At 29.1% G+C, this 21,794-nt stretch carries 23 protein-coding genes; 1 reads left to right on the top strand and 22 read right to left on the bottom strand.

Translation table 11 applies throughout. The features are described 5' to 3' along the window. Window positions 1-125 precede the first annotated feature (125 nt). The 19 genes from GOQ27_RS14560 to GOQ27_RS14470 all read right to left on the bottom strand — a co-directional run bounded on the left by GOQ27_RS14560 (window position 126) and on the right by GOQ27_RS14470 (window position 16,919). Window positions 126-638 (bottom strand): adenine phosphoribosyltransferase, encoded by a 513-nt coding sequence (locus GOQ27_RS14560; protein ID WP_203367611.1) that lies wholly within the window; start codon window positions 636-638, stop codon window positions 126-128. A gap of 20 nt (window positions 639-658) precedes the next feature. Then, window positions 659-3,103: a single-stranded-DNA-specific exonuclease RecJ gene (recJ, locus tag GOQ27_RS14555; protein ID WP_203367610.1), complete on the bottom strand. Its 2,445-nt coding sequence runs from the start codon at window positions 3,101-3,103 to the stop codon at window positions 659-661. A gap of 61 nt (window positions 3,104-3,164) precedes the next feature. Further along, complete coding sequence (locus GOQ27_RS14550) at window positions 3,165-3,563, bottom strand: LapA family protein (RefSeq protein ID WP_203367609.1); 399 nt, start codon at window positions 3,561-3,563, stop codon at window positions 3,165-3,167. 14 nt (window positions 3,564-3,577) lie between these two features. Next, on the bottom strand, window positions 3,578-5,251 hold the full coding sequence (locus tag GOQ27_RS14545; RefSeq protein WP_203367608.1) for an ABC1 kinase family protein: 1,674 nt from the start codon (window positions 5,249-5,251) through the stop codon (window positions 3,578-3,580). 152 nt (window positions 5,252-5,403) lie between these two features. Then, window positions 5,404-6,267 carry a protein translocase subunit SecF gene (secF, locus tag GOQ27_RS14540; protein WP_203367607.1) on the bottom strand — a complete coding sequence of 288 codons (864 nt, stop codon included), beginning with the start codon at window positions 6,265-6,267 and terminating at the stop codon, window positions 5,404-5,406. An 11-nt stretch (window positions 6,268-6,278) separates the two neighbouring features. Then, the gene (secD, locus tag GOQ27_RS14535) at window positions 6,279-7,547 is read right to left on the bottom strand and encodes a protein translocase subunit SecD (RefSeq protein WP_203367606.1); all 1,269 of its coding nucleotides are present in this window, start codon (window positions 7,545-7,547) and stop codon (window positions 6,279-6,281) included. Between the two features lie 111 nt (window positions 7,548-7,658). Next, on the bottom strand, window positions 7,659-8,159 hold the full coding sequence (locus tag GOQ27_RS14530; protein ID WP_203367605.1) for a gamma carbonic anhydrase family protein: 501 nt from the start codon (window positions 8,157-8,159) through the stop codon (window positions 7,659-7,661). An 11-nt stretch (window positions 8,160-8,170) separates the two neighbouring features. After that, complete coding sequence (scfB, locus tag GOQ27_RS14525) at window positions 8,171-9,523, bottom strand: thioether cross-link-forming SCIFF peptide maturase (protein ID WP_203367604.1); 1,353 nt, start codon at window positions 9,521-9,523, stop codon at window positions 8,171-8,173. A gap of 142 nt (window positions 9,524-9,665) precedes the next feature. Beyond that, window positions 9,666-9,809: a six-cysteine ranthipeptide SCIFF gene (scfA, locus tag GOQ27_RS14520; RefSeq protein ID WP_203367603.1), complete on the bottom strand. Its 144-nt coding sequence runs from the start codon at window positions 9,807-9,809 to the stop codon at window positions 9,666-9,668. Between the two features lie 64 nt (window positions 9,810-9,873). Beyond that, entirely contained in the window at window positions 9,874-10,257 is a 384-nt protein-coding gene (locus tag GOQ27_RS14515; protein ID WP_203367602.1) for a TIGR04086 family membrane protein, read from the bottom strand. Window positions 10,258-10,373: 116 nt separating this feature from the next. Beyond that, window positions 10,374-10,640 (bottom strand): preprotein translocase subunit YajC, encoded by a 267-nt coding sequence (yajC, locus tag GOQ27_RS14510; protein WP_203367601.1) that lies wholly within the window; start codon window positions 10,638-10,640, stop codon window positions 10,374-10,376. A 79-nt stretch (window positions 10,641-10,719) separates the two neighbouring features. Next, the gene (tgt, locus tag GOQ27_RS14505; RefSeq protein ID WP_203367600.1) at window positions 10,720-11,838 is read right to left on the bottom strand and encodes a tRNA guanosine(34) transglycosylase Tgt; all 1,119 of its coding nucleotides are present in this window, start codon (window positions 11,836-11,838) and stop codon (window positions 10,720-10,722) included. A 21-nt stretch (window positions 11,839-11,859) separates the two neighbouring features. Beyond that, entirely contained in the window at window positions 11,860-12,885 is a 1,026-nt protein-coding gene (gene queA / locus GOQ27_RS14500; RefSeq protein WP_203367599.1) for a tRNA preQ1(34) S-adenosylmethionine ribosyltransferase-isomerase QueA, read from the bottom strand. Window positions 12,886-12,929: 44 nt separating this feature from the next. After that, complete coding sequence (locus GOQ27_RS14495) at window positions 12,930-13,145, bottom strand: DUF2905 domain-containing protein (RefSeq protein WP_203367598.1); 216 nt, start codon at window positions 13,143-13,145, stop codon at window positions 12,930-12,932. Window positions 13,146-13,147: 2 nt separating this feature from the next. Next, window positions 13,148-14,155 (bottom strand): Holliday junction branch migration DNA helicase RuvB, encoded by a 1,008-nt coding sequence (gene ruvB, locus GOQ27_RS14490; RefSeq protein WP_203367597.1) that lies wholly within the window; start codon window positions 14,153-14,155, stop codon window positions 13,148-13,150. A gap of 12 nt (window positions 14,156-14,167) precedes the next feature. Further along, the gene (ruvA, locus tag GOQ27_RS14485) at window positions 14,168-14,755 is read right to left on the bottom strand and encodes a Holliday junction branch migration protein RuvA (RefSeq protein ID WP_203367596.1); all 588 of its coding nucleotides are present in this window, start codon (window positions 14,753-14,755) and stop codon (window positions 14,168-14,170) included. A gap of 12 nt (window positions 14,756-14,767) precedes the next feature. Then, window positions 14,768-15,262, bottom strand: a complete 495-nt coding sequence (ruvC, locus tag GOQ27_RS14480; protein ID WP_203367595.1) for a crossover junction endodeoxyribonuclease RuvC — start codon at window positions 15,260-15,262, stop codon at window positions 14,768-14,770. Between the two features lie 217 nt (window positions 15,263-15,479). After that, complete coding sequence (locus GOQ27_RS14475) at window positions 15,480-16,073, bottom strand: BofC C-terminal domain-containing protein (RefSeq protein WP_203367594.1); 594 nt, start codon at window positions 16,071-16,073, stop codon at window positions 15,480-15,482. Between the two features lie 108 nt (window positions 16,074-16,181). Next, complete coding sequence (locus GOQ27_RS14470) at window positions 16,182-16,919, bottom strand: hypothetical protein (protein ID WP_203367593.1); 738 nt, start codon at window positions 16,917-16,919, stop codon at window positions 16,182-16,184. 125 nt (window positions 16,920-17,044) lie between these two features. On the opposite strand from GOQ27_RS14470, the gene GOQ27_RS14465 reads away from it, so the two are divergent. Next, on the top strand, window positions 17,045-17,551 hold the full coding sequence (locus GOQ27_RS14465) for an HPP family protein (RefSeq protein ID WP_425475022.1): 507 nt from the start codon (window positions 17,045-17,047) through the stop codon (window positions 17,549-17,551). A 242-nt stretch (window positions 17,552-17,793) separates the two neighbouring features. Here GOQ27_RS14465 and GOQ27_RS14460 read toward each other — a convergent pair whose 3' ends face one another. From GOQ27_RS14460 to GOQ27_RS14450, 3 genes are read right to left on the bottom strand one after another with little or no spacing between them, the layout of a single operon-like run. Further along, window positions 17,794-19,116 (bottom strand): ABC transporter permease subunit, encoded by a 1,323-nt coding sequence (locus tag GOQ27_RS14460; RefSeq protein ID WP_252187859.1) that lies wholly within the window; start codon window positions 19,114-19,116, stop codon window positions 17,794-17,796. Beyond that, entirely contained in the window at window positions 19,109-20,149 is a 1,041-nt protein-coding gene (locus GOQ27_RS14455) for an ABC transporter permease subunit (RefSeq protein ID WP_203367591.1), read from the bottom strand. Before GOQ27_RS14455 ends, GOQ27_RS14460 begins: the two co-directional genes overlap by 8 nt. After that, on the bottom strand, window positions 20,150-21,754 hold the full coding sequence (locus tag GOQ27_RS14450; protein ID WP_203367590.1) for a sugar ABC transporter ATP-binding protein: 1,605 nt from the start codon (window positions 21,752-21,754) through the stop codon (window positions 20,150-20,152). Between the last annotated feature and the right edge of the window lie 40 nt (window positions 21,755-21,794).

Here is a 21,794-nt window from a genome sequence, read left to right as displayed (position 1 = left end):
TAAATAGTTCCTAACTCTATTTAAGATTATTATAGTATATTATTTTATTATTGTGAATTTTAAAAACTACAATTTACTATTAAAATTCTTGTACAAATTGTATAAAAAAATGCACCTAAGTGCATTTAATATTTTATTAATGATTTAACATTGTACCCTTCTAATTTTTCGATACCTTTTAAGAACTCTAATTCAATCATGAAGTAAACACCTACCACTTCTCCACCTAATTTTTCAATCATATTTATAGTAGATTGAACTGTTCCACCGGTAGCTAATAAATCATCTGCTATAATTACTTTGTCTCCAGGATTTATAGCATCTTTATGAATTTCTAATGTATCCGTTCCATATTCTAACTCATATTCATAACTGTAAGTATCTGCTGGTAATTTGCCTGGTTTTCTTACCGGTACAAATCCAGCTTTTGTAGCGTATGCTAAGGGTGCTCCTACTAGAAACCCTCTTGCTTCAGGACCTACTACAATATCATATTCTACCTCTTTTGCTATTTCTGCTAATGCATTAATGCAATAATTGAAAGCCTCTTTATCTTTTAAAACAGTAGTTATATCCTTAAAATTAATACCTTCCTTAGGAAAATCCTTAATATTTCTTATTTTATCTCTTAAGTCCACTTTTTTTCCTCCTCCATATCCTATAAAATATAATTATTCAAACTTTTCAATAGTGGAGCATCACTAATATTAACTTTAGATGATACTTTATTTATTTTAATATAATAATTATTATTATCTAATTTTTTATAATCTAATAATCCAGTTTCCTTAAATATATCCAACGATAACTGTAATTTTACTACATTAATATTTATATTCCTACTTCTTAAAGAATCAATATATTTTATCATATTAAGTTTAAAAGATTTATTAGTCAAGAATGATTTATATATATTTCTTAATTCTTCAATATTTGGCGTCCATTCTGATATCATCTCTTTATTGTAATTTAGATCATTTTCTTCACATAATATCTCCACATTGTCATGAACAGTTCTTATAGTATAATATATTTCCTCAATAAAAGGCAAATCATATAATATTACTTCATCATATTTTTCTTTTAGTATGCTTTCATTAGTAGGATTTATAATAATTATATTTTTTCGTATTTTTTGCTCTTCACTATATCCAAAAGAGGTATTTTTAAATATATCTCTTCCTTCTCTATTCATTGCATTTAATATATTTTTTAAGTTGATTAAGTTATTAATATATACTTTTATATTTTTATCACTTTTTAATTTTTTAATTAAATAATTTAATTTATTATCTAAATTATTAAAATTAAAATCCTTAGAGTATAATTTGTATCCCTTACTAAAGACATCATTCAAGCTATTATAGTATCGATTTTCTATATCATATTCTATCTTTGGTTTAATAATATCTTTTATCATTATTTGAACCTTTTTATTTCCCATATATTCATTTATATCTAATGAACCTATTATATTTATCAAGTCAGTATTGCAAATATCATCTACATAATATCCTAAATTAAATCCAATACCATCAATTTGAATCCCTTTATATAATATTTCCATTTTAAGATGGGTTTTATCTTTTCCTACTCCCTTGATATTTGTAACTATTGCATCTTCAAATAAAAAAATTGGACTAGAATTACCCATACCAAAAGGAGCAAGTTTTTTTAGTTCATTTACTGTGTTTAAGCTTATATCATCTACTTCTACTGTTGAATCGATAACTATCTCTTGACAAAAATCTTCCTCTTCTAATTCTTTATCAACCCAAGTGTTTATTTTTTCTCTAAAAATTTCAATATTTTCTTCTTTAATTGATAATCCCGCAGCCTGTTTATGACCTCCGAAACCTAAAAAAAGATCTTTTGAATTCTTTAGTGCATCATATATATTTAACGTTGAAATACTTCTTGCAGATCCTCTACCTTCTTTATTTTCATCAATAGAGATAAGAACAGAGGGTCTATGATATTTTTCAGTTATTCTAGAGCTAACTATACCTATAACTCCATGATGCCAGTTATTAGATGCTAATACTATAACGTTATCTTTCTCTAAATTTCTCTTTTTTATAATTTCTTCAGCATCTTCTAGTATTTTTCCTTCTACTAATTGTCTGTTCTTATTTTCCTCATCTAATTCTCTAGCAATATTTAATGCTTTTTCATAATCATCTGAAGTGAATAGTTCTACTCCTTTTGTAGCATAGTTCATTCTTCCAGCTGCATTTATTCTTGGACCTATTACAAAACCTATATGACCACTAGTAATATCTTTATCTTTCAACCCAGTAACTTCAAGTAAGGCTTGTATCCCTAGATTAGGAGTTTCCTTAATCAATTCCAAACCTTTTTTCACTATTAGTCTATTTTCATCCATTAAAGAAACTACATCTGCAACTGTTCCTATAGCAACAATTGGAAGAAGTAAAGAGTAGTCAATATCAATTTTTAACGCCTTACTAATTGACTGTACAAGCTTAAACGCTACTCCTACTCCAGCTAATTTTTTAAAAGGATAATTACTGTCTTCTCTATTAGGGTTTATAACAGCTATAGCATTAGGAAGTATATCTCCGCAGGTATGGTGGTCAGTTATAATAATGTCCATTCCTAATTCATTGCAGTATTCAACCTCTTCAACAGAAGTTATACCACAATCTACTGTTATTATAAGATCCCCTTTATTTTCATAAATATATTTGATAGCATCTTTATTAACCCCATAACCTTCTGTGTGACGATCTGGTATGTAATACCTTACTTCAATTCCAATTTGAGATAAAAAAGTAACAAGCAATGAGGTACTTGTTACGCCATCTACATCATAGTCACCATAAATCCATATAGTATTATCTAGCTCTATAGCTTCTAGTATTCTATCAGTAGCTTTACCCATATCATTTAATAAATAAGGATCATAAAAATAATTATAATCAGGATCTAAAAACTTAATTATTTCCTGATTATCTTTTATTCCTCTATTAAATAAAACTCTAGATACTAATGGAGATATTTTCAATTCTTGGGAAATTCTTTGTATATCACTTTTTTCTTGTTGTAAAACCTTCAAAAACTTTTCATCATTTTTTCTCATATAATTCACCTACAATATTTTAAAAACACATATAATATTATAGCTAATAGATGGATTATATTCAACTTAAGTTATCATTCTTTTTATTATCTAAGTTTTCAGCTGATATATTTTCTGTGTTTTCTTCGTTAACTAATATATCATCTTTAGTATCATTTTCAAGGGTTTCAACAGGAGATTCTGCTATACTATTTATTTCTTGTAGCTTTGTATTCTCTTCTTTTAATTTACTAATTTCATGCTTCTGATCTTTGATTTTCTTAGTTAATTTTAACTGTCTAAACAATCCTAAAATCGTCACAATAATTGCTCCAAAAGCCGCTGATATAAAGATTACTAAGGCTTGGGATACTGGTATGTTTGTAAATAAAAAGTTAATATTTACTACATCAGAGTTCTGTAATGCAAATACTGTAATAAGAATAGCGAATAATAATGACACAATGAATCCTAATTGCATATGTAATCCTCCTTTTATTTTTTATTTCCCCAAGAATGAAAAATTATAGATAGAGCTAAAATAATCCCCATTATACCAGCTATTAAAAATCCTATTAATCCAATTCCAGACATCCCTAAGATTTCAGGCCCAGTCTTAGATTGTATTATAGTTGAAGAACCTATTATTATAGCTGCTATTATAAGACTTATTGATAGCTTATTTGATACTGTATTTAATTCTCTTTTTATTTCATCTATTCCTTCATGATTCATTGTAATGTTTACTTTATCTTTATCAATTTTATACAATATATTATTTAGCATCCCGGGTATTTCTTTAATATCATCCAATCCATCATATATTGTATTATATGTATTTTTAAATATTTTTTTAGGACTTAACTTATCCCGTCTTATTTCTTCTAGTAAATCTTTTGATACATCTGTAAGGTTAAACCTAGGATTTAATCTTTTACCTGTACCTTCTATAGTTATTATGGCCTTTATTAATAGTATCAGTTGACTAGGCACCCGTACTTTATGTTTAAAAGCTATTCTTAATACATCATTTAAAGCATCACTAAACCTAAGCTTATCAAAAGGAACATTATAATAATAATTTAATGCATAATTAATATCTCTTTTAAAAAGCATCAAATTCGTTTCTTTAGGGATACTATCCATTTTATATAAAACTTCCACTATTTTATCTGAGTTTTTATGTACTGAAGACCTTAATAATAATATCAATAATTTCATACTTTCATCATCTAAGTAACCTACTATTCCAAAATCCACAAATCCAATTTTATCTTCATTCACTACAAATAAATTACCAGGATGAGGATCCCCATGAAAAAAACCATGTAAAAATACTTGTTCCATATAAAGTTTTGCTATATTAAATGCAATTTTTTCTTTATCATATTTTCTATTATTAATTTCTTTAATATTACTTATTTTTAGTCCATTTATCTCTGAAGTTATTATTACTTTTTTAGTTGTAAATTTCCAAAATACTTTTGGTATAATTATATTATTATTATCTTTAAAAGTTTCTCGAAAGTTTTCATAGTTTTGTGCTTCAATAGTATAGTCCAATTCTCTATTTATTGTTATAGAAAAATCATTAAGTACCTCTCGAAATCTCACTACATTTTTCTTTACTAAATAATCATCTAAAATACCAGCTATTGTCTCTAATATATCTAAATCTCTTGAGATTATTTTATCTATATTAGGCCTTCTTAGTTTTACTACTATATTTTCTCCTGATTTAAGAGTACCTCTATATGCCTGACCTATAGATGCTGCTGCAATAGGTGTTTTATCAAATTTCAAAAATACTTCTTCAATATTTAATCCCGTCTCTTCTATAAATATTTTCTCAGCCATTTCCCATGGAAATACAGATACGTTATCTTGTAATTTCGAAAGTTCTTCAACTATATTCTCTGGCAAGAGATCATATCTAGTACTTAGTAATTGTCCTAGTTTTATATATGTAGGCCCTAATTCTTCTAAAGCCATTCGTATCCTTTCAGGTTTACTAAAATCTTCACTTAATTTACTAGATCTTTTAAAGAATACTTTTTTTATTATACCTTTATTATGTAATTTTTCAGCTATCATACTAAACCCATATTTTCTAAGTATATCTGAGATTTGTTTATATCTCTGCATTTTATTAAATTTATTTTTAATCATAAATAACCTACCTTAACCATATTTACTCTATTATTAATTTACCCTAAAAATAGTGATATTAATTAATTTAATGATATTATGAGAATAAATTATAGTTATATCTATTTTTCTAGTCATTTTTGGTAAAAAAAATCTCAGGAAACCCTGAGATTTTATTTTGCTTTTACTTTTAAGAGATACCATACTGGACTTGCAATGAAAATTGATGAATAAGTACCTACTACTACCCCTACAATCAATGGTAGAGCAAAGTCTTTTATAGCCTCTACTCCAAAGATATAAAGACATGCAATTGCTAATAATGTAGTAAAAGATGTATTTATTGATCTTACAATTGTTTGAGATACACTGGTATCAATTAATTTATTATATTCTGTCTTTTTAAATAGCTTTTGATTTTCCCTTATTCTATCGAAAACCACTATTGTATCATTTATAGAGTATCCCACAATAGTTAACATTGCAGCTACAAAGGATGAATTAACTGGCAATTTAAAAATTGCATATACAGCAAGAGCAATTAATATGTCATGAATTAATGCCAAAATAGCTGAAATACCAAATTTAAATTCAAATCTAAAAGTAATATATATAAGCATACCTATTGTAGCTATTACTATAGCTAATAAGGCTTTATTTCTTATCTCTTTCCCTATAGAGGGTCCAAATTGTTCAGACATCATAGGTTCATCAGCTTCTAAATTGTATTTTTCTTTAAACTGATTAAATACTTCAATTCTTTCATCACTATTTAAACTTTTAGCAGTTTTAATAATAACTTGATTTCTTTCATCTCCTGCATGAATAACGTCAGCATTTTTATCAAATTCATCTGTAATCTCTCTAATTTCTTTTACTGGAATTGTTTCACCTAGATCTATCTGAATATGGGTACCACCAGTGAAATCAATTCCAAAGTTAAGCCCACTGATCATCATCATTACTATTCCAATCAAGATAACTATTGATGATATTATAAAAAATATATTTCTCTTTTCAATAATTTGTAAATTCAATTTTCTCCCCCCTATGCTACGAATAATTTTGTATTCTTAGTTATATTCATTCCAATAAATAATTTTAATAATAATCTAGTAACAACCACCGCTGTAATCATAGAGGCGATAATACCTATTATTAAAGTTACTGCAAATCCTTTGATAGGTCCTGTACCAAAACTAAACAAAACTATACCTGCAATAAGGGTAGTTATATTAGCATCTAAAACAGTTGATAATGCTTTTTTAAATCCTGAGTCAACAGAAGATCTTAATGACTTACCTGCTCTAATCTCCTCTTTAACACGCTCAAATATTACAACATTAGCATCTACTGCCATACCAATAGATAAAATTAATCCAGCTATACCAGGCAAGGTTAAAGTAGCCTTTAAACTAACCATTGTAAATAGTACCATCATAATATATATACTTAAAGCTATAACAGATACCAGGCCTGGAATTCTATAGAATAATAGCATAAATATAAATATTAAAATTATTCCAATAATACCTGCATATATTGATTTGTCAAGAGATGTTAATCCTAAAGTAGGTCCTATTACAGAAGCTTGAACCTCTTCCATCTCTACTGGTAGTGCACCTGCTCTAATCAATGTTGCAAGTTCTGTTGCGTATTCAATATCGAAACCGCCTTCAATAGAAGCTTCACCATTGTTTATAACACTACTAACCGCTGGAGCTGAAATCTCCTTACCATCTAATACTATGCTTATTATCCTTCCATCACCCACAGGCTTTGCCATGGCTCTCTCAGTACCTTCTCTAAATAACTCCGCTCCTTCTGAGTCAAAATTTAATGATACTGCAGCTTCCTTCTTTCCAGTAACTTGATTTTCAATATACATTGGTTCAGATTCCTCTACATTCTTACCAGTAACAATAATATTACCTTCAGAATCAATGAACTGAAGCTCTGCAGTCTTTCCTATCATATCTAAAGCTTCTTGAGTATTTTTAAGACCTGGAAGTTCTACTCTAATTCTATTATCACTTTCGATAACAATATTTGGTTCTGTTACTCCTAATCCATTAACCCTTTGATCAATAATGGATTTTGCCTCTTGCATTTTTTGATTTAATTCATCACCAGTTGCATCAGTTTGAGCTTCCAAAACAACATATACTCCACCTTCTAAGTCTAGTCCTAAATTAATAGACTCTCTCACCGGCTCAATCTCGTACTTTCCTAAGTTTAGACCATTAGCTGCAATATATCCCCCTAGCACTACTAATGAAACTATTAAAAGGAAAATAATCAATTTTTTCCCATTCATATATTTGCCTCCTTAATTTATGATAATAACTATTATATCAAAAATTTAATACTTGTACTATTTATCTTTTGATTAAGTAAATAAATATAATCTTTATACTTACTTAAATATTTATTTATGTCCTTGAGAAAGTTTCACATAATGGTCTGCAGAATCTTGTAAGCTCTTTATTTCTTCTTCAGTTAAATCCCTTACAACCTTAGCAGGGGATCCTAATACAAGAGTTCCTGATGGGAATCTTTTCCCTGGTGTAACAACACTTCCTGCTCCTACAAGAACATTTTCTTCTATGATAGCTCCATTTAATATAATAGCACCCATTCCAATTAAAACATTATTCTTTAATGTACATGCATGTACTATTGCTTTATGACCTATAGTAACATTATCTCCTATTATAGTAGGGTAATTATCCTCTATATGCATTATTGTTCCATCCTGTACATTTGTATTTTCCCCTATCTCAATTTTATTACCATCAGCTCTTAAAACGCAGTTATACCATACACTCGAATTTTTCCCAATTGTTACATCTCCGATAACATCGGCGCTTTCTGCTATAAAACAACTTTTATCAATTATAGGCTTTTTTTCTTTATAGTTTTTTATCATTTTATCTCCTCCTAATCATTAAGATTCGCTAGTATAGAAATTGAACTTTCTATTCTTTTCTTTTCCATTTCACACCCAATTTTAAATGGTTTCATTATATCATTATTGAAGTTATATGCATTAGCATGACAACCACCACTACAATAGAATCTTGCCCAACAATCATTACACTCATCTTTGTTATATACATTTGCTTTATTAAATTCATCTACTAATTTATTGTTTTGAATTCCAGTATCTAAAGTACCAAGCTTAAAATGTTCATCTCCAACAAATTGATGACAAGGATATAAATCCCCTTCTGGTGTAACAGCTAGATATTCTACCCCGGCACCACAGCCTGATACTCTTTTAATAGCACATGGGCCTTGATTTAGATCTATTGTAAAATGGAAGAAATTAAATTCTTCATCTTTTCTTTTAATATTGATATAATCCTTTGATAACTTATCATACTCTTTTAATATATCTCCGATATGTTCTTCTAATATAGCATACTCTTGGGTAGGTTCAGTCACCACTGGTTCAACTGATACACTTTTAAATCCAATATTATATAATTCCTTTATGTCCTTAGAAAAATCAAGATTTTTTGAAGTAAATGTACCTCTTACATAGTAATCTTTATCCCCTCTTAATTTTACCATTTCTAAAAATTTGGGAACTATGATATCAAAGCTACCTTCTCCATTAATTGTCTTTCTCATATTATCATTAACATCTTTTCTTCCATCTAAACTTAATACCACATTAGACATATGCTCATTAATGAAATTCATCTTATCTTCATCTAATAATAAACCATTTGTAGTTATGGTAAATCTAAAGTTTTTATTATATTCTTCTTCTAAGGTTCTACCATAGTGTACTAATTCTTTTACTACATCAAAGTTCATTAAAGGTTCTCCACCAAAGAAGTCTACTTCTAAATTTCTTCTATTTCCTGAATTATTTACTAGATAGTCTAATGCCTTTTTACCTACCTCTAAACTCATAAAGGACTTGTCCCCATCAAAATCTCCTTGAGAAGCAAAACAGTATTCACACTTCAAGTTACAGTCGTGAGCTATATGTAAGCATAGAGCTTTTACTATTTTTTCTTCATTGAATTTAATATCTTTTATATAACTATCCTCAGTAAATAAAATACCATTTTCTTCAAGCTCTTTAACTTCCTCATAACCTTCTTTTATTAGATCAGTATCATACTTAGATGATAATATCTCATATATTTCTTCTAAAGCTTTTTCCACATACAAATCAATCATATCCCATATCAATTCATCAACCACATGAACTGACCCACTGTTTATATCAAGTACTACATTCTTATCATTCTGCTTAAACTTATGTAAGTTTCTCATTTTCTTCCTCCCATATTCTGATAATATCTATTTTATAGTAAACATCCTATATCTTCAATATATTTATAGATTGAACTTTTGGTTTAATTTCATATAAAAATGCTAAACGATAAAAAAGTAGTGATTAACCACTACTTTTTTATTACTTAGTATTTTCGCAAATTTGATTTCCTACGGTACATGATGTTTTACATGCTGATTGACAAGAGGTTTGACATTCTCCACAGCCGCCATTTACTATAGTGTTTTTTAGGTTTTTACTACTTAATGTTTTAATATGTTTCATAAGATACCTCCTAATCCATAATTTACGTTTAAATTATATCACAAAGTATATTTCCTATAAAGTTTTATTTTAAGTTCACTCCTATCATTCCTGCTAATATCCCGGTTACCAAACCGATAATGAGTTTAGTCAGAGTATACGTAGAGAATTGGAAATCCTTCATAAATATCATACTAAATATGATAAGAATAACGATATATACTAAACCTACTACTCCTCCATTTAAAAATCCTCTTTTACTAGTATTTATCGACATTTTAATGGCTCCAAGACTTATCGATATTATTAAAATTATTGAATCAATTAATGGTATCAAGTTCTCCGATAGTTTAGTATAAGTTAATATTAATGTAAATAAAACAAAGAAGATTAAAGTTACAATAAAGCTTAAGATCAAGCTCTTTCCTAATAATACCCCATAATTAATAGATGTTTTATTACTATTCACACGAACACCTCCTACCCTTAATCAATACATATGCTATTATTTTTGTTTTATGCCAACAAAAAAAGTTAGGTGTGTTTAATTACAATAAAAAAAGATTGGTTTAAACCAATCTTTTTTTATTCGTTTATATTGTTTCCTATTGCCCACTTCTTAACTTCAAATTTTGTCTTGTCAGATCCAATTTCTATAGTTACATCATCTTCTTTGATTTTCACAATCTTACCAATTATTCCACCGATAGTAGTAATCTTGTCTCCTACTTGAAGATTATTTCTCATTTCTTTAATTTTTTTATCCTTCTTTTGTTGTGGTCTAATTAAAAGAAAATAAAAAATTGCTAAAAAACCAATGGGAAGAATTAATGCTCTCAACGTATCTACCATTGTATACACCCCTTTCAAATATAATATATATTTGTATCACTATTTAGTATTCTACAAAAACTTTAAAAACCCTTTAATTCTATAAATCATATCCATACTTTTTATAAAATTCTTCTCTATACTCTAATAATCTATCTTCTTTTATTGCTTCTCTTATGTTTTCCATAAGTTTTATTAAGAAGTATAGATTATGAGTTGTAGTTAATCTTGATGCTAGTATCTCATTTGCTTTAAATAGATGTCTTACATATGCTCTAGTATAGTTTTTACATGCATAACAATCACACTCAGGATCTAAAGGTGTAAAGTCTTTTGCATACTTTGCATTTTTTACTACTAATTTTCCTCTACTAGTTATAACAGTTCCATTTCTTGCAATTCTAGTTGGAAGTACACAATCTGCCATATCAATTCCTCGTATTACAGCTTCAAATAGATAATCTGGAGTTCCCACCCCCATTAAATATCTTGCTTTATCTTTAGGTAATAATGGAACTGTATAATCTAATACTTCATACATTATATCAGCAGGTTCTCCTACACTAAGTCCTCCTACTGCATATCCTGGAAAATCTAATTCTGTTATTTCTTTTACGCTCTGTTCTCTTAAGTCTTTATACATTCCACCTTGAACGATTCCAAAAATTGCTTGAGTATCAGGTTTTTTATGAGCTTCTTGGCATCTCTTTGCCCATCTTGTTGTTCTCTCTAATGATTTTTTTACATACTCTCTAGAAGCTGGATAAGGAGGGCATTCATCAAATGCCATAGCTATATCTGAACCTAATGAATTCTGTATCTCTATGGATTTTTCTGGACTAATAAAGTGTTTGGACCCATCAATATGAGACCTAAAATGTACTCCCTCTTCTTTTATTTCTCTTAGCTCACCTAAACTAAAAACTTGAAAACCACCACTATCAGTAAGTATCGGTCTATCCCAATTCATAAATTTATGAAGACCACCGGCTTCTTCTATTAACTCATGTCCTGGTTTAAGATATAAATGATATGTATTACTTAATATTATTTGAGCCTGCATATCTTTCAATTCTTCTGGTGTCATAGCCTTTACTGTGGCCTTAGTTCCCACTGGCATAAATATTGGAGTTTCAATTACCCCATGAGGAGTATACAATTTTCCTAATCGTGCTTTTGTGTTTTTTTCTTCTTTTATAAGTTCATATGTTACAGCCATCTTAATCCTCCTATTTGTTTACTAAATTATAAGCATAGCATCGCCAAAGCTGAAAAACCTATACTTTTCATCTACAGCTACTTTATAAGCATTTAATATGCTCTCTTTTCCTGTTAATGCACTAACCAACATTATTAATGTAGACTCTGGCAAATGAAAATTAGTTATTAATCCATCAATAACTTTAAATTCATATCCTGGATAAATAAATATCTCTGTCCATCCTGAACATTCTTTTACTTTACCTTCTTCGTCAGTAGCAGATTCTAAAGTTCTAGTAGATGTAGTCCCTACAGATATTATTCTACCACCATTTTCTTTTACCTTATTAATAATTCCCGCCGTTTCTTCGCTTACCTCGAAAAATTCTGAATGCATTTTATGTTCATTCACATCATCTACCTTTACGGGTCTAAATGTACCTAATCCTACATGTAATGTAACATAGGCGATTTGTATACCTTTTTTTTCTATTTTGTCTAATAAGTCTTTAGTAAAATGTAATCCTGCTGTAGGTGCAGCAGCTGAACCTTCCTTTTTAGAATATACAGTTTGGTATCTTTCTCTGTCTTCTAATTGAGCAGTAATATATGGAGGTAGGGGCATTTCACCTAGCTGATCTAAGATCTCTTGAAATATACCTTTGTAGATAAATTTAACTACTCTAGTTCCTCCTTCTTTTATATCTAATACTTCTCCTTTAAGTATTCCATCACCAAATTCTATAACATCTCCAACCCTTGCTTTCTTTCCTGGCTTAACTAGAGTTTCCCACTGGTCACCTTCTATGTTATTTAATAAAAGAAACTCCACTTTACCTCCAGTGTTTTCTCTCTGGCCTAAAAGTCTTGCAGGAATAACTCTAGTATTATTTAATACTAAACAATCTCCCTCTTCTAAATAATCAATTATATCACTAAATACTTTATGTTCTATATCTCCATTTTCCTTATCTAATACTAACAATCGAGACTTCTCTCTATCTTTAAGAGGATGTTGTGCTATTAATTCCTCTGGCAAATCAAAATAAAAATCACTAGTTTTCATACAATCATCCTTTGCTTATTACTTAATAATACTTCTTAATATTATTAGAAAAATTTTCTAATAATATTAAGAATAACTGTCAAAATAATACTTAATACTATTGATGTTATTACTGGAAAGAAAAAAGTAAAATTTCCTTTTTTTATTACTATATCTCCTGGTAATTTTCCTAATCCAAGTTTACTACCTATTGATACTATTATCCCTATAATTATAATAATAAATCCAATAGTAATTATGGTTCTTCCAATATCATACATGTTTATTCCTCACTTTTAATATTGAAATGATCTAAACATCTTTTAGTGACTACTCTACCCCTTGGAGTTCTATTTATAAATCCAATTTGTAATAAATAGGGCTCATAAACATCTTCTATAGTATTTCTTTCTTCTCCTATGGAGGCTGCCAGGGTATCTAAACCTACTGGGCCATGATTAAACTTGTTTATAATTGTTAATAGTAGTCTCTTATCAACATTATCTAACCCAAGCTCATCCACTTCTAATAGATCTAATGCCTTTTCAGCTACAGCTTTTGTAATATTACCATCTTCTACAACCTCTGCATAGTCCCTTACTCTTTTTAATATTCTATTAGCTATTCTAGGAGTTCCTCTTGACCTTTTTGCTATCTCTAAAGCTCCTATTTCATCTATTTTTACATCTAAAATACTTGCTGATCTGATTATGATACTTTTTAAATCTTTCACATCATAATAGTCTAATTTACATATAACACCAAATCTATCTCTTAGGGGTGAAGTAAGTAACCCTGCTCTAGTTGTTGCACCAATTAAAGTAAATTTAGATAAGTCTAACCTAATCGACCTTGCACTTGGTCCTTTACCTATTATTATATCTAGTGCAAAATCTTCCATAGCAGGGTATAGTATCTCTTCTACACTTCTATTTAAACGATGTATCTCATCAATAAATAGCACATCGTTTTCTCCTAAGTTGGTAAGAATCGCCGCTAAGTCCCCTGGCTTATCTATAGCAGGGCCTGATGTAATTCTTAAGTTAACCCCCATTTCATTAGCAATGATACTTGCCAGGGTAGTTTTCCCCAACCCAGGAGGGCCATATAATAATACATGATCTAATGATTCTTCCCTGCTCTTTGCTGCTTTAATGAATATCTTTAATTTTTCTTTGACCTTATTTTGTCCTGTATAATCATCTAATGACTTAGGTCTTAATGAAGTTTCTATATCAAAATCTTCATTTTTCACATCACTAGTCACAATCCTATTTTCCATCTCTTCCATAATTATCTCCTTCTATTGTTTTGATAATTCATTTAAAGAAAGTTTTATTATTTCTTGAGTCTTTAAATTTTCAGTATTTAGTTTATTCATTGCATTAGTTGCCTCATATTTAGTATACCCTAAAGACATTAGAGCATCTAAAGCTTCATCAATATTTGAATTCATAGAGACTGGTTTAGATTCTAATTTATTAATATCATAATCTTTAACCTTATCTTTTAATTCTAATATCATTCTATTAGCGGTCTTTTTACCTACTCCTGGTGCTTTAGATAAAGTATTTGGATCTTCACTTATGATAGCAAATTTCACTTCATCAACTGATAATGCAGATAAAATTCCCAAACCTACCTTTGGACCTATCTTTGACACGGATATCAGGTTTAGAAATAATCCTAATTCTTCCTTCGAAATAAACCCATACAGACTCATATCATCTTCTCTAACATGTAGATGAGTAAATATCTTATACTCCTCATTTAACTTAATATTAGCCATTGTTTGCATGGATGTATTTATTTTGTATCCTATCCCATTATTATCTAATACAATATAATCTTCTGATATTTCTTCAATATATCCTCTAATATAACTATACATTATATACCTCCATTATTTCATTCTAAATAAGCTATCAAATTGTCCTGAGTGAGCATGACATATAGCTACTGCAAGGGCATCTGCTACATCATCAGGTTTAGGTATTTCTTTTAAGTTCAATAATATCTTTACCATCTCTTGAACTTGTCTTTTCTTAGCTCTACCATAGCCAACAACTCCTTGCTTTACTTGTAGAGGAGTATACTCAAATATATCTAATTTCTGATTCATAGCTGCTAATATCTCAACACCTCTAGCTTGTCCTACCTGTATAGCTGTTTTTACATTTTTATTGAAAAATAGTTCTTCTATAGCTACTGCATCAGGTTTATATTTCAATAAAACTTCTGTCAAATCATCATAAACAGATTTTAATCGTGCTGGTGAACTCATTGTTGAAGGGGTAGTTATTGCACCATAATCTATAACTTTAAAGTTATTTCCTTTATATTCAACTACTCCATATCCAACTATAGCAATACCTGGATCTATCCCTACTATTATCATAATATCCTCTCCTATGTCCTAAAACTTTAAGCTATGTACTATGTATCGTATCTTATTGTATGTATAAGCATCTATAATTTTATCACATTTTAATAATAAAGAAAAAATAGAAAGTAATAAAATCCAGCTACTATATTAAGCTCTGTAATTCTAACTTATTATATATATTCAAATCAACAAAAGTTAAACTGGATCAGTTTAACTTTTGTATGATTATTTAACTTATAAAATTTTCTATAACTTCTCCTATATCATCTAAGTCATCTACAACTATTCCATTTCTTAATCTCTCTTTATCATATTCACCTAATAATTGAATAGATTGTTCTAAAGTTTTGAACAATACCCTATCACCATTCTCATCTATTTTATATATGGCAACCTTACCTTCATTTTCACCAACAATATAATGATCTGGACATAAGCTATCCTTTACTTGTTTAATTACCACTCTATTAGAATCAAATTTTAAAACCTCTTTATTGGACTCTTCATCAAAGCTATCTTCTAAAGCTTTTCTGTTCATTCCAATATAATCATTCTTATTTACCTGGAAATCTCTTATGTTATGCTCACATTTAGTATAAAAAATATCATATTCGATGATAGTATCCTCAGTGATTTCTTTCCCTTCACTTCCATTTATTTCAGTAGTTAATAATTCATCCATACTTTCATTCTCTTCATTCTCCTTGGTGATATTATCATTTGAATTCTTATCAAATCCTATTTCTAAAATTGTAAAAACCAAAACTACTACTGAAAAAATCAATCCTATAGATAGATAAAAAATTTTAGAAGAATTTTTCATAATATCCCTCCTATACTTTATAAAGGGTTATTATTTCCAATAAAAAATATTATATACACTATAGGACGTATAAGACCCCTATTACAACTTTGTGAAGTACGTAAGTTATTAATAGGGGTATCTTTTTAGTACTCTATCATTTAAAGCATACCAGCATGAATCTTTAAATATATTCATAAGGTTTTTGTTCAGTTCACGAATTATTGCATTATATACTTTGTCTAATTCTTCATCAGTGAAATTAATTTTCTCCTCTTTTATATTAAACTCGTGAGGATTGAATTCTAGTTTTAATTGTCTATCTATATAGTTATCTATATTTTTTAATTTAGGTCTAATAACTTTATTTGCAAATATATCTATTAAATCAGTATATTCTCTAGTTTCTTTTTCTTTGTACTCTATTTCATCTCTTATATTTCTTCTTATTTTATTTACTTCGTTATTATTGTAGTTAAAATGAAAAAGGTATTTTTTCTCATATAGAATATCTAAATCAAAATATTTTAACGCCATTTCCTCTAATACATTTATCCATTTATTATTATAAAATCCATATTTATACCCCTCTAAATAAAAACAAAGTTCAATTCTATCAATATCTTCATGTATAACTTTAGTAATTGCTCTAGAAGTAGCTGAGGGATTATTTCTGTCCTTCAAAATATTCTTAATTCTATTATTAATATTTCTTGTGCAAATGTACTGAGGGTAAATGTTGCTGATGTTTTCCTCTAAGTCATACAGTGATAGTAATATGTAAATAGAATTAATATCGTTATTAAATAAAAATCTATTTTTTAGACCTTCGTATAATTCCCATAGTTTTACTGCGGAAGCTGGCAACTCTATCCCTCCTTCTCTAGCAATTATTGCCAATATAAATTAAAATAAACCTATATAAATATAGAGTTTTTTTGTTCTTAAAGTTATGGTAATATATTATCTAATAATAGTATTGGGAGTGATTCATTATTAAATTCTGGGATCCTAAATTAAAAAATAATTTAAAGAGATATATATTCCAATGTACTCTTGCAACAATTTCAATAATGTTTATTTTACTATTTCTAAACCTATTTGTATATACTACTATAATAGCAAGTTTAGGTGCAACTACTTTTATAATTTTCACAATGCCCAGTGCTTATTCAGCAAAAACAAAAAACATATTAGGTGGATATACAGTAGGTATAATCTCAGGAATTATATTTAATAGCATGTCCTTAGTATTAGTAGACAAAATAGACATGATAAATTTGTCTATGCTATATATGATAACAGGAGCTTTATCAGTTGGTATAACTATTTTTGTCATGGCTATAACAAATACTGAACACCCACCTGCAGTGGGTATGGCTTTGTCACTCATACTAACACCATGGAATTATCAATCACTACTTTATGTTTTTATTTCAATCCTTTTAATGATCTTAGTTAAAAGACTATTAAGAAGGTGGTTAATTGATTTACAATAAATTCCGACAAAAAAAGTCTTGAGTCTTTATTATACTAGTATATAATGTTTTTTTCAATACTTATTAGTCGAATCTTGTAGTTATATGGATAAAACTCTTAAAAAAAATATAAAAGTGAGGGCACCTCACTTTTATGCTAAATTAAACCCAGTCAATTATGTTTATATGCTTATATTATATATTAATTTAATAATAAATAAAACACCTCTATAGAGGTGCTTTATTTATATAAGCTATAAAATTTATAATTTTTTCCTTCTTAATTGAACTCTTTTTTTCCAGGCATGTAATCCCAATGAGACTCCTATTACTCCATAAGCAACGAAAGCTCTGAAAAATTCCCCTATTTGAGCATCCCCAAATAAATTTTTTCCCGCTAAGGGTGATACTATAAATAGGGTGTGGAATAAAGTTGTTCCTAAAATGGCCTGACCTATGGTTGCTTTAGATACTGAAGCCCCCCCAATAAGTAAAGCTGCTATAGAAAACATACCAATTTGCTCATGACTACCATAAGTGTTTAATGTCCCTAAGTTTTGTAGGAATATAATCTGTCCCCAAGCAGCCAAGACTATAGAAATAACAATTGCAAGTACCCTTATCCTGCTTACATTAATTCCAGATACCTTAGCAATATGTTTATCCTGACCTACTGTTCTAAACTCTTGACCTATTTTTGTTTTGACTATAAGAAGATTAAACGCACATAAAGCCACAATCACTAACATAGTAACTAAAGGTAATTTGATCATACTAACAAGTGAGTTACTTGTAATTACATATATAGATACTCCAATGCCAATAACTAAAAGTATCATAGTAGTTATATATTTACTTTTACTTAATGTATTTTTATAGGAATCTTTTTTGCTCCTAAAATAAAGATAAGAGTATATAATTATGCTGACTACACAACTAACTAGGAGTACCTGAAATAAAGGAAGCTTAATGATATCATCTAAAGCATATTTAATACCTGTAGCTTTAACTCCCCCGGATAAATCTATAGTATTTCTAATCCCAACTCCTCCACTAAGCATTAGTACTGGATTTTTCATAGGTATTAATGTACCTACTAAAAATAAAAATATTAATTGATAGATACCATTAGCAAAAAAGCCAGTGATCATGCTAGCAATCATTTCTTGTCCTTTGGTTTTATTTAATAACTTTCCAGTTAAAAGCCCTAATAATAATGCTATTGGAAATGCTAAGGCTATAGCTAAAAGAAAGCCATTAAGACCTGTTATTCCCCAATGAGTTACACAAATGATAGCTATTTGACCTGCCATAGCTCCCACTACAATACTAAAGTTCAAACCCATACCAGCTAATACCGGAATTATAAGAGCTAATACAAGAAAAGAATTTCTAGTGATTCTTGTTACTAACTCATTTAAAATAAAAGATATAGGCAATTTAGATAGTACTACTCCAATTAAACATAAAATTACAAATATAATAGTAACCATATTATTAAACATAATTTTTTTCGTCTTTTTTCCTAATGTTTCGTTATTAATACTCTCCTTCAATAAATCATTTGAAGTTGTCATATTAATCATCACCCCCTACTTTTGTTAAAGCATATAGGATAATTCCGTTCTGAATTATCATTCTAGCAACTTCAGATAAATTACCCTCACTTACTATCTTATTGGCTACAGGTAATGATATTGTTAATAAACCTTGGAACAATAAAACACCTAATATAACATGAGAAATTTTTGCCCTCTGTGCAGAAGCTCCTCCTATTAGAATTGCAGCTACTGCTGGGAAAGCCATCATTAAAGGTGCTTGATATAATTGTAAAAAACCATAACTTTGAGCATATACCAATATACCAATAGCTCCCAAAACAGTAGATAATATAGTACCTACTGTCCTTGCATTATTCACATTGATACCAGAAGCTACTGCAAACTTAGGGTTATCCCCCGCTGCTTTCATTGATATACCAGTCTTACTTCTTAAGAAAACCCAAACTATTAGGCATAGCATTAAGAAGAAAGCTAAAAGCCCTGTTGGAATAGTAATATTTCCAATAGAAACAGGGGCAATTTTATTTAATATTTGTGCATATCTACCATCTAATGATATAGTTACCCTCAACCCTTTACCTATGGGCCAAATCATCTCAGGGCTTTTAAAAGGCATTAATATCCAAGCAATACTCATAAAAAACACTGCTGAAAATCCAGTATAAGTAGCTACCATCATCTCTGATCCTTTTACTGCATTTAATATTTTCGCATATAAATATCCTATTATTAGTGCAAAAGGAATAGAAATTGCGATGGCTGCAAAAAAACCTGTTAAACCGGTTAAGTTAAGTTCAATACTTATTAAGCCCCCTAACAAACCACAAATTATTCCTAGGGGCAGTCCAAAGTTTGGCCCGGTTCCTGATAGTATTGCTGGTACCATAGCTAAAACTAATACACCATTCATACCTATCCTTACTAATGTATCCTCCATTAATATACTCACAGGTAATTTTAAGACATATGCCAATATAATAAGTAAAAAGAAAAAACTGATTATTATCAATCTAGGAAGGCCTAATGTATTGATCATTCTTTTTAAACTACTTGTCATTTATAAAGCCCCCTTTTTATTTATTTTGTTATATTCACCGGCCATCATTAATCCAAAGGTTACATCACTTTCATCAGGACTTAATATACCCTCTACTTTTCCTTCTGCTATTATTGCGATTCTATGACATATTGTTCTTAGCTCTGCTAGTTCACTAGAGGTCATTATTATAGTCATTCCCAATTCTTTATTGAGTTTATATAATAAATCTAACACTAGTTTTTTAGCCCCTATATCTATACCACGAGTAGGTTCAGAGACTAGCAAAATATCAGGTTTTAAGGTTAACGCCCTAGCTATACATACCTTCTGCTGATTCCCACCACTCAATCTTCTAGTAATTTGTTCCGGGCCTCTACATCTAATATCAAGATCCTTAATCATTTTTAAAGCATGACTTCTGATTTCTTTTTTGGACTTTTGTGTAAAGGGACCAATTTTTGAAATATACCTTCCTTGCATTTGAATTGCAGTAAGTACTATATTCATTTCAATAGAAGTATCTAAAAGTAACCCTACCCCTCGTCTGTCTTCTGATACAAAAGATAACCCTTTATTTAAGGATTCAGTAGTATCATTTAAGTTTAATTTTTTATTGTTTATTGTCACTTCTCCACTAGATTCATATAATCCCATAAGACCATTAGCAATGCCTATCTTTCCTTGACCAGCTAAACCACCAATACCTAAGATTTCTCCTTTTCTAACCTCTAAATTAATCCCTTTAGCTGTTTCTCCAGGCATATCAACTTCAAAATTTTTAATAGAAAGTATTACTTTTTTATTTTTAAATTCCTCTTCATTACTTTCAGCATTAGCTATCTTTTCTATTTTTCTTCCTACCATCAGTTGAGCTAATTCAATGATATTTGTATCTTTTTTTGGCTTAGAGGCAACTAATTCTCCGTCTCTAAGAATAGTAATATTGTCTGAAACCATCATAACTTCTTCTAACCTGTGGGTAATAAATACTATTGCTATTCCATCAGTTGCTAATTTTTTCATAGCTGATAATAGATTCTCAGCTTCACTTTCAGTAAGGACAGCTGTAGGTTCATCAAATACAAGCACTTTAATATTACTTTTATCTATTTCTCTTGCAATCTCAATAAATTGTTTATATCCTACTGGTAATCCCTCTACCATTGACCACTCTTCAATATCCATTTCTAATTTATCCAAAGCTTTTCTCGTATCTTGATTCATAGATTTCACATCTAAAGTTTCTAACTTCTCACCTAATATTTTACTTATTAAATTACTCTTACTTTTTTCTCTGTTTAATTTTACATTTTCAGTTATTGTAAATCCAGGAATCAACATGAACTCTTGGTGTACCATTCCTATGCCTAAATCCATAGCTTCTTTAGGGGACTTTATGTCCACTTTTTTCCCATCAATTAATATATCACCAGTATATCCACCAGTAGAGTGAATAACAGGCATGCCAAATAATATATTCATTAAAGTAGACTTCCCTGCTCCATTTTCTCCTAATATGGCATGAATTTCTCCAGGTTTGATCTTTAAGTCTATACCTTTTAATACTTTATTATTAAAATATTCTTTTTCAATATTTTTCATTTCCAAAGCAACATTGCTCATCTGCCAATCCCCCTTCTATATTATCGGAGAGTAAATTATA

Origin of the sequence: Anaeromonas frigoriresistens, from assembly GCF_016820655.1 — a bacterium.
GTDB classification, from domain to species: Bacteria; Bacillota; Clostridia; order Tissierellales; family SIT17; genus Anaeromonas; species Anaeromonas frigoriresistens.
This window is presented reverse-complemented; position numbering and strand designations above follow the sequence as displayed.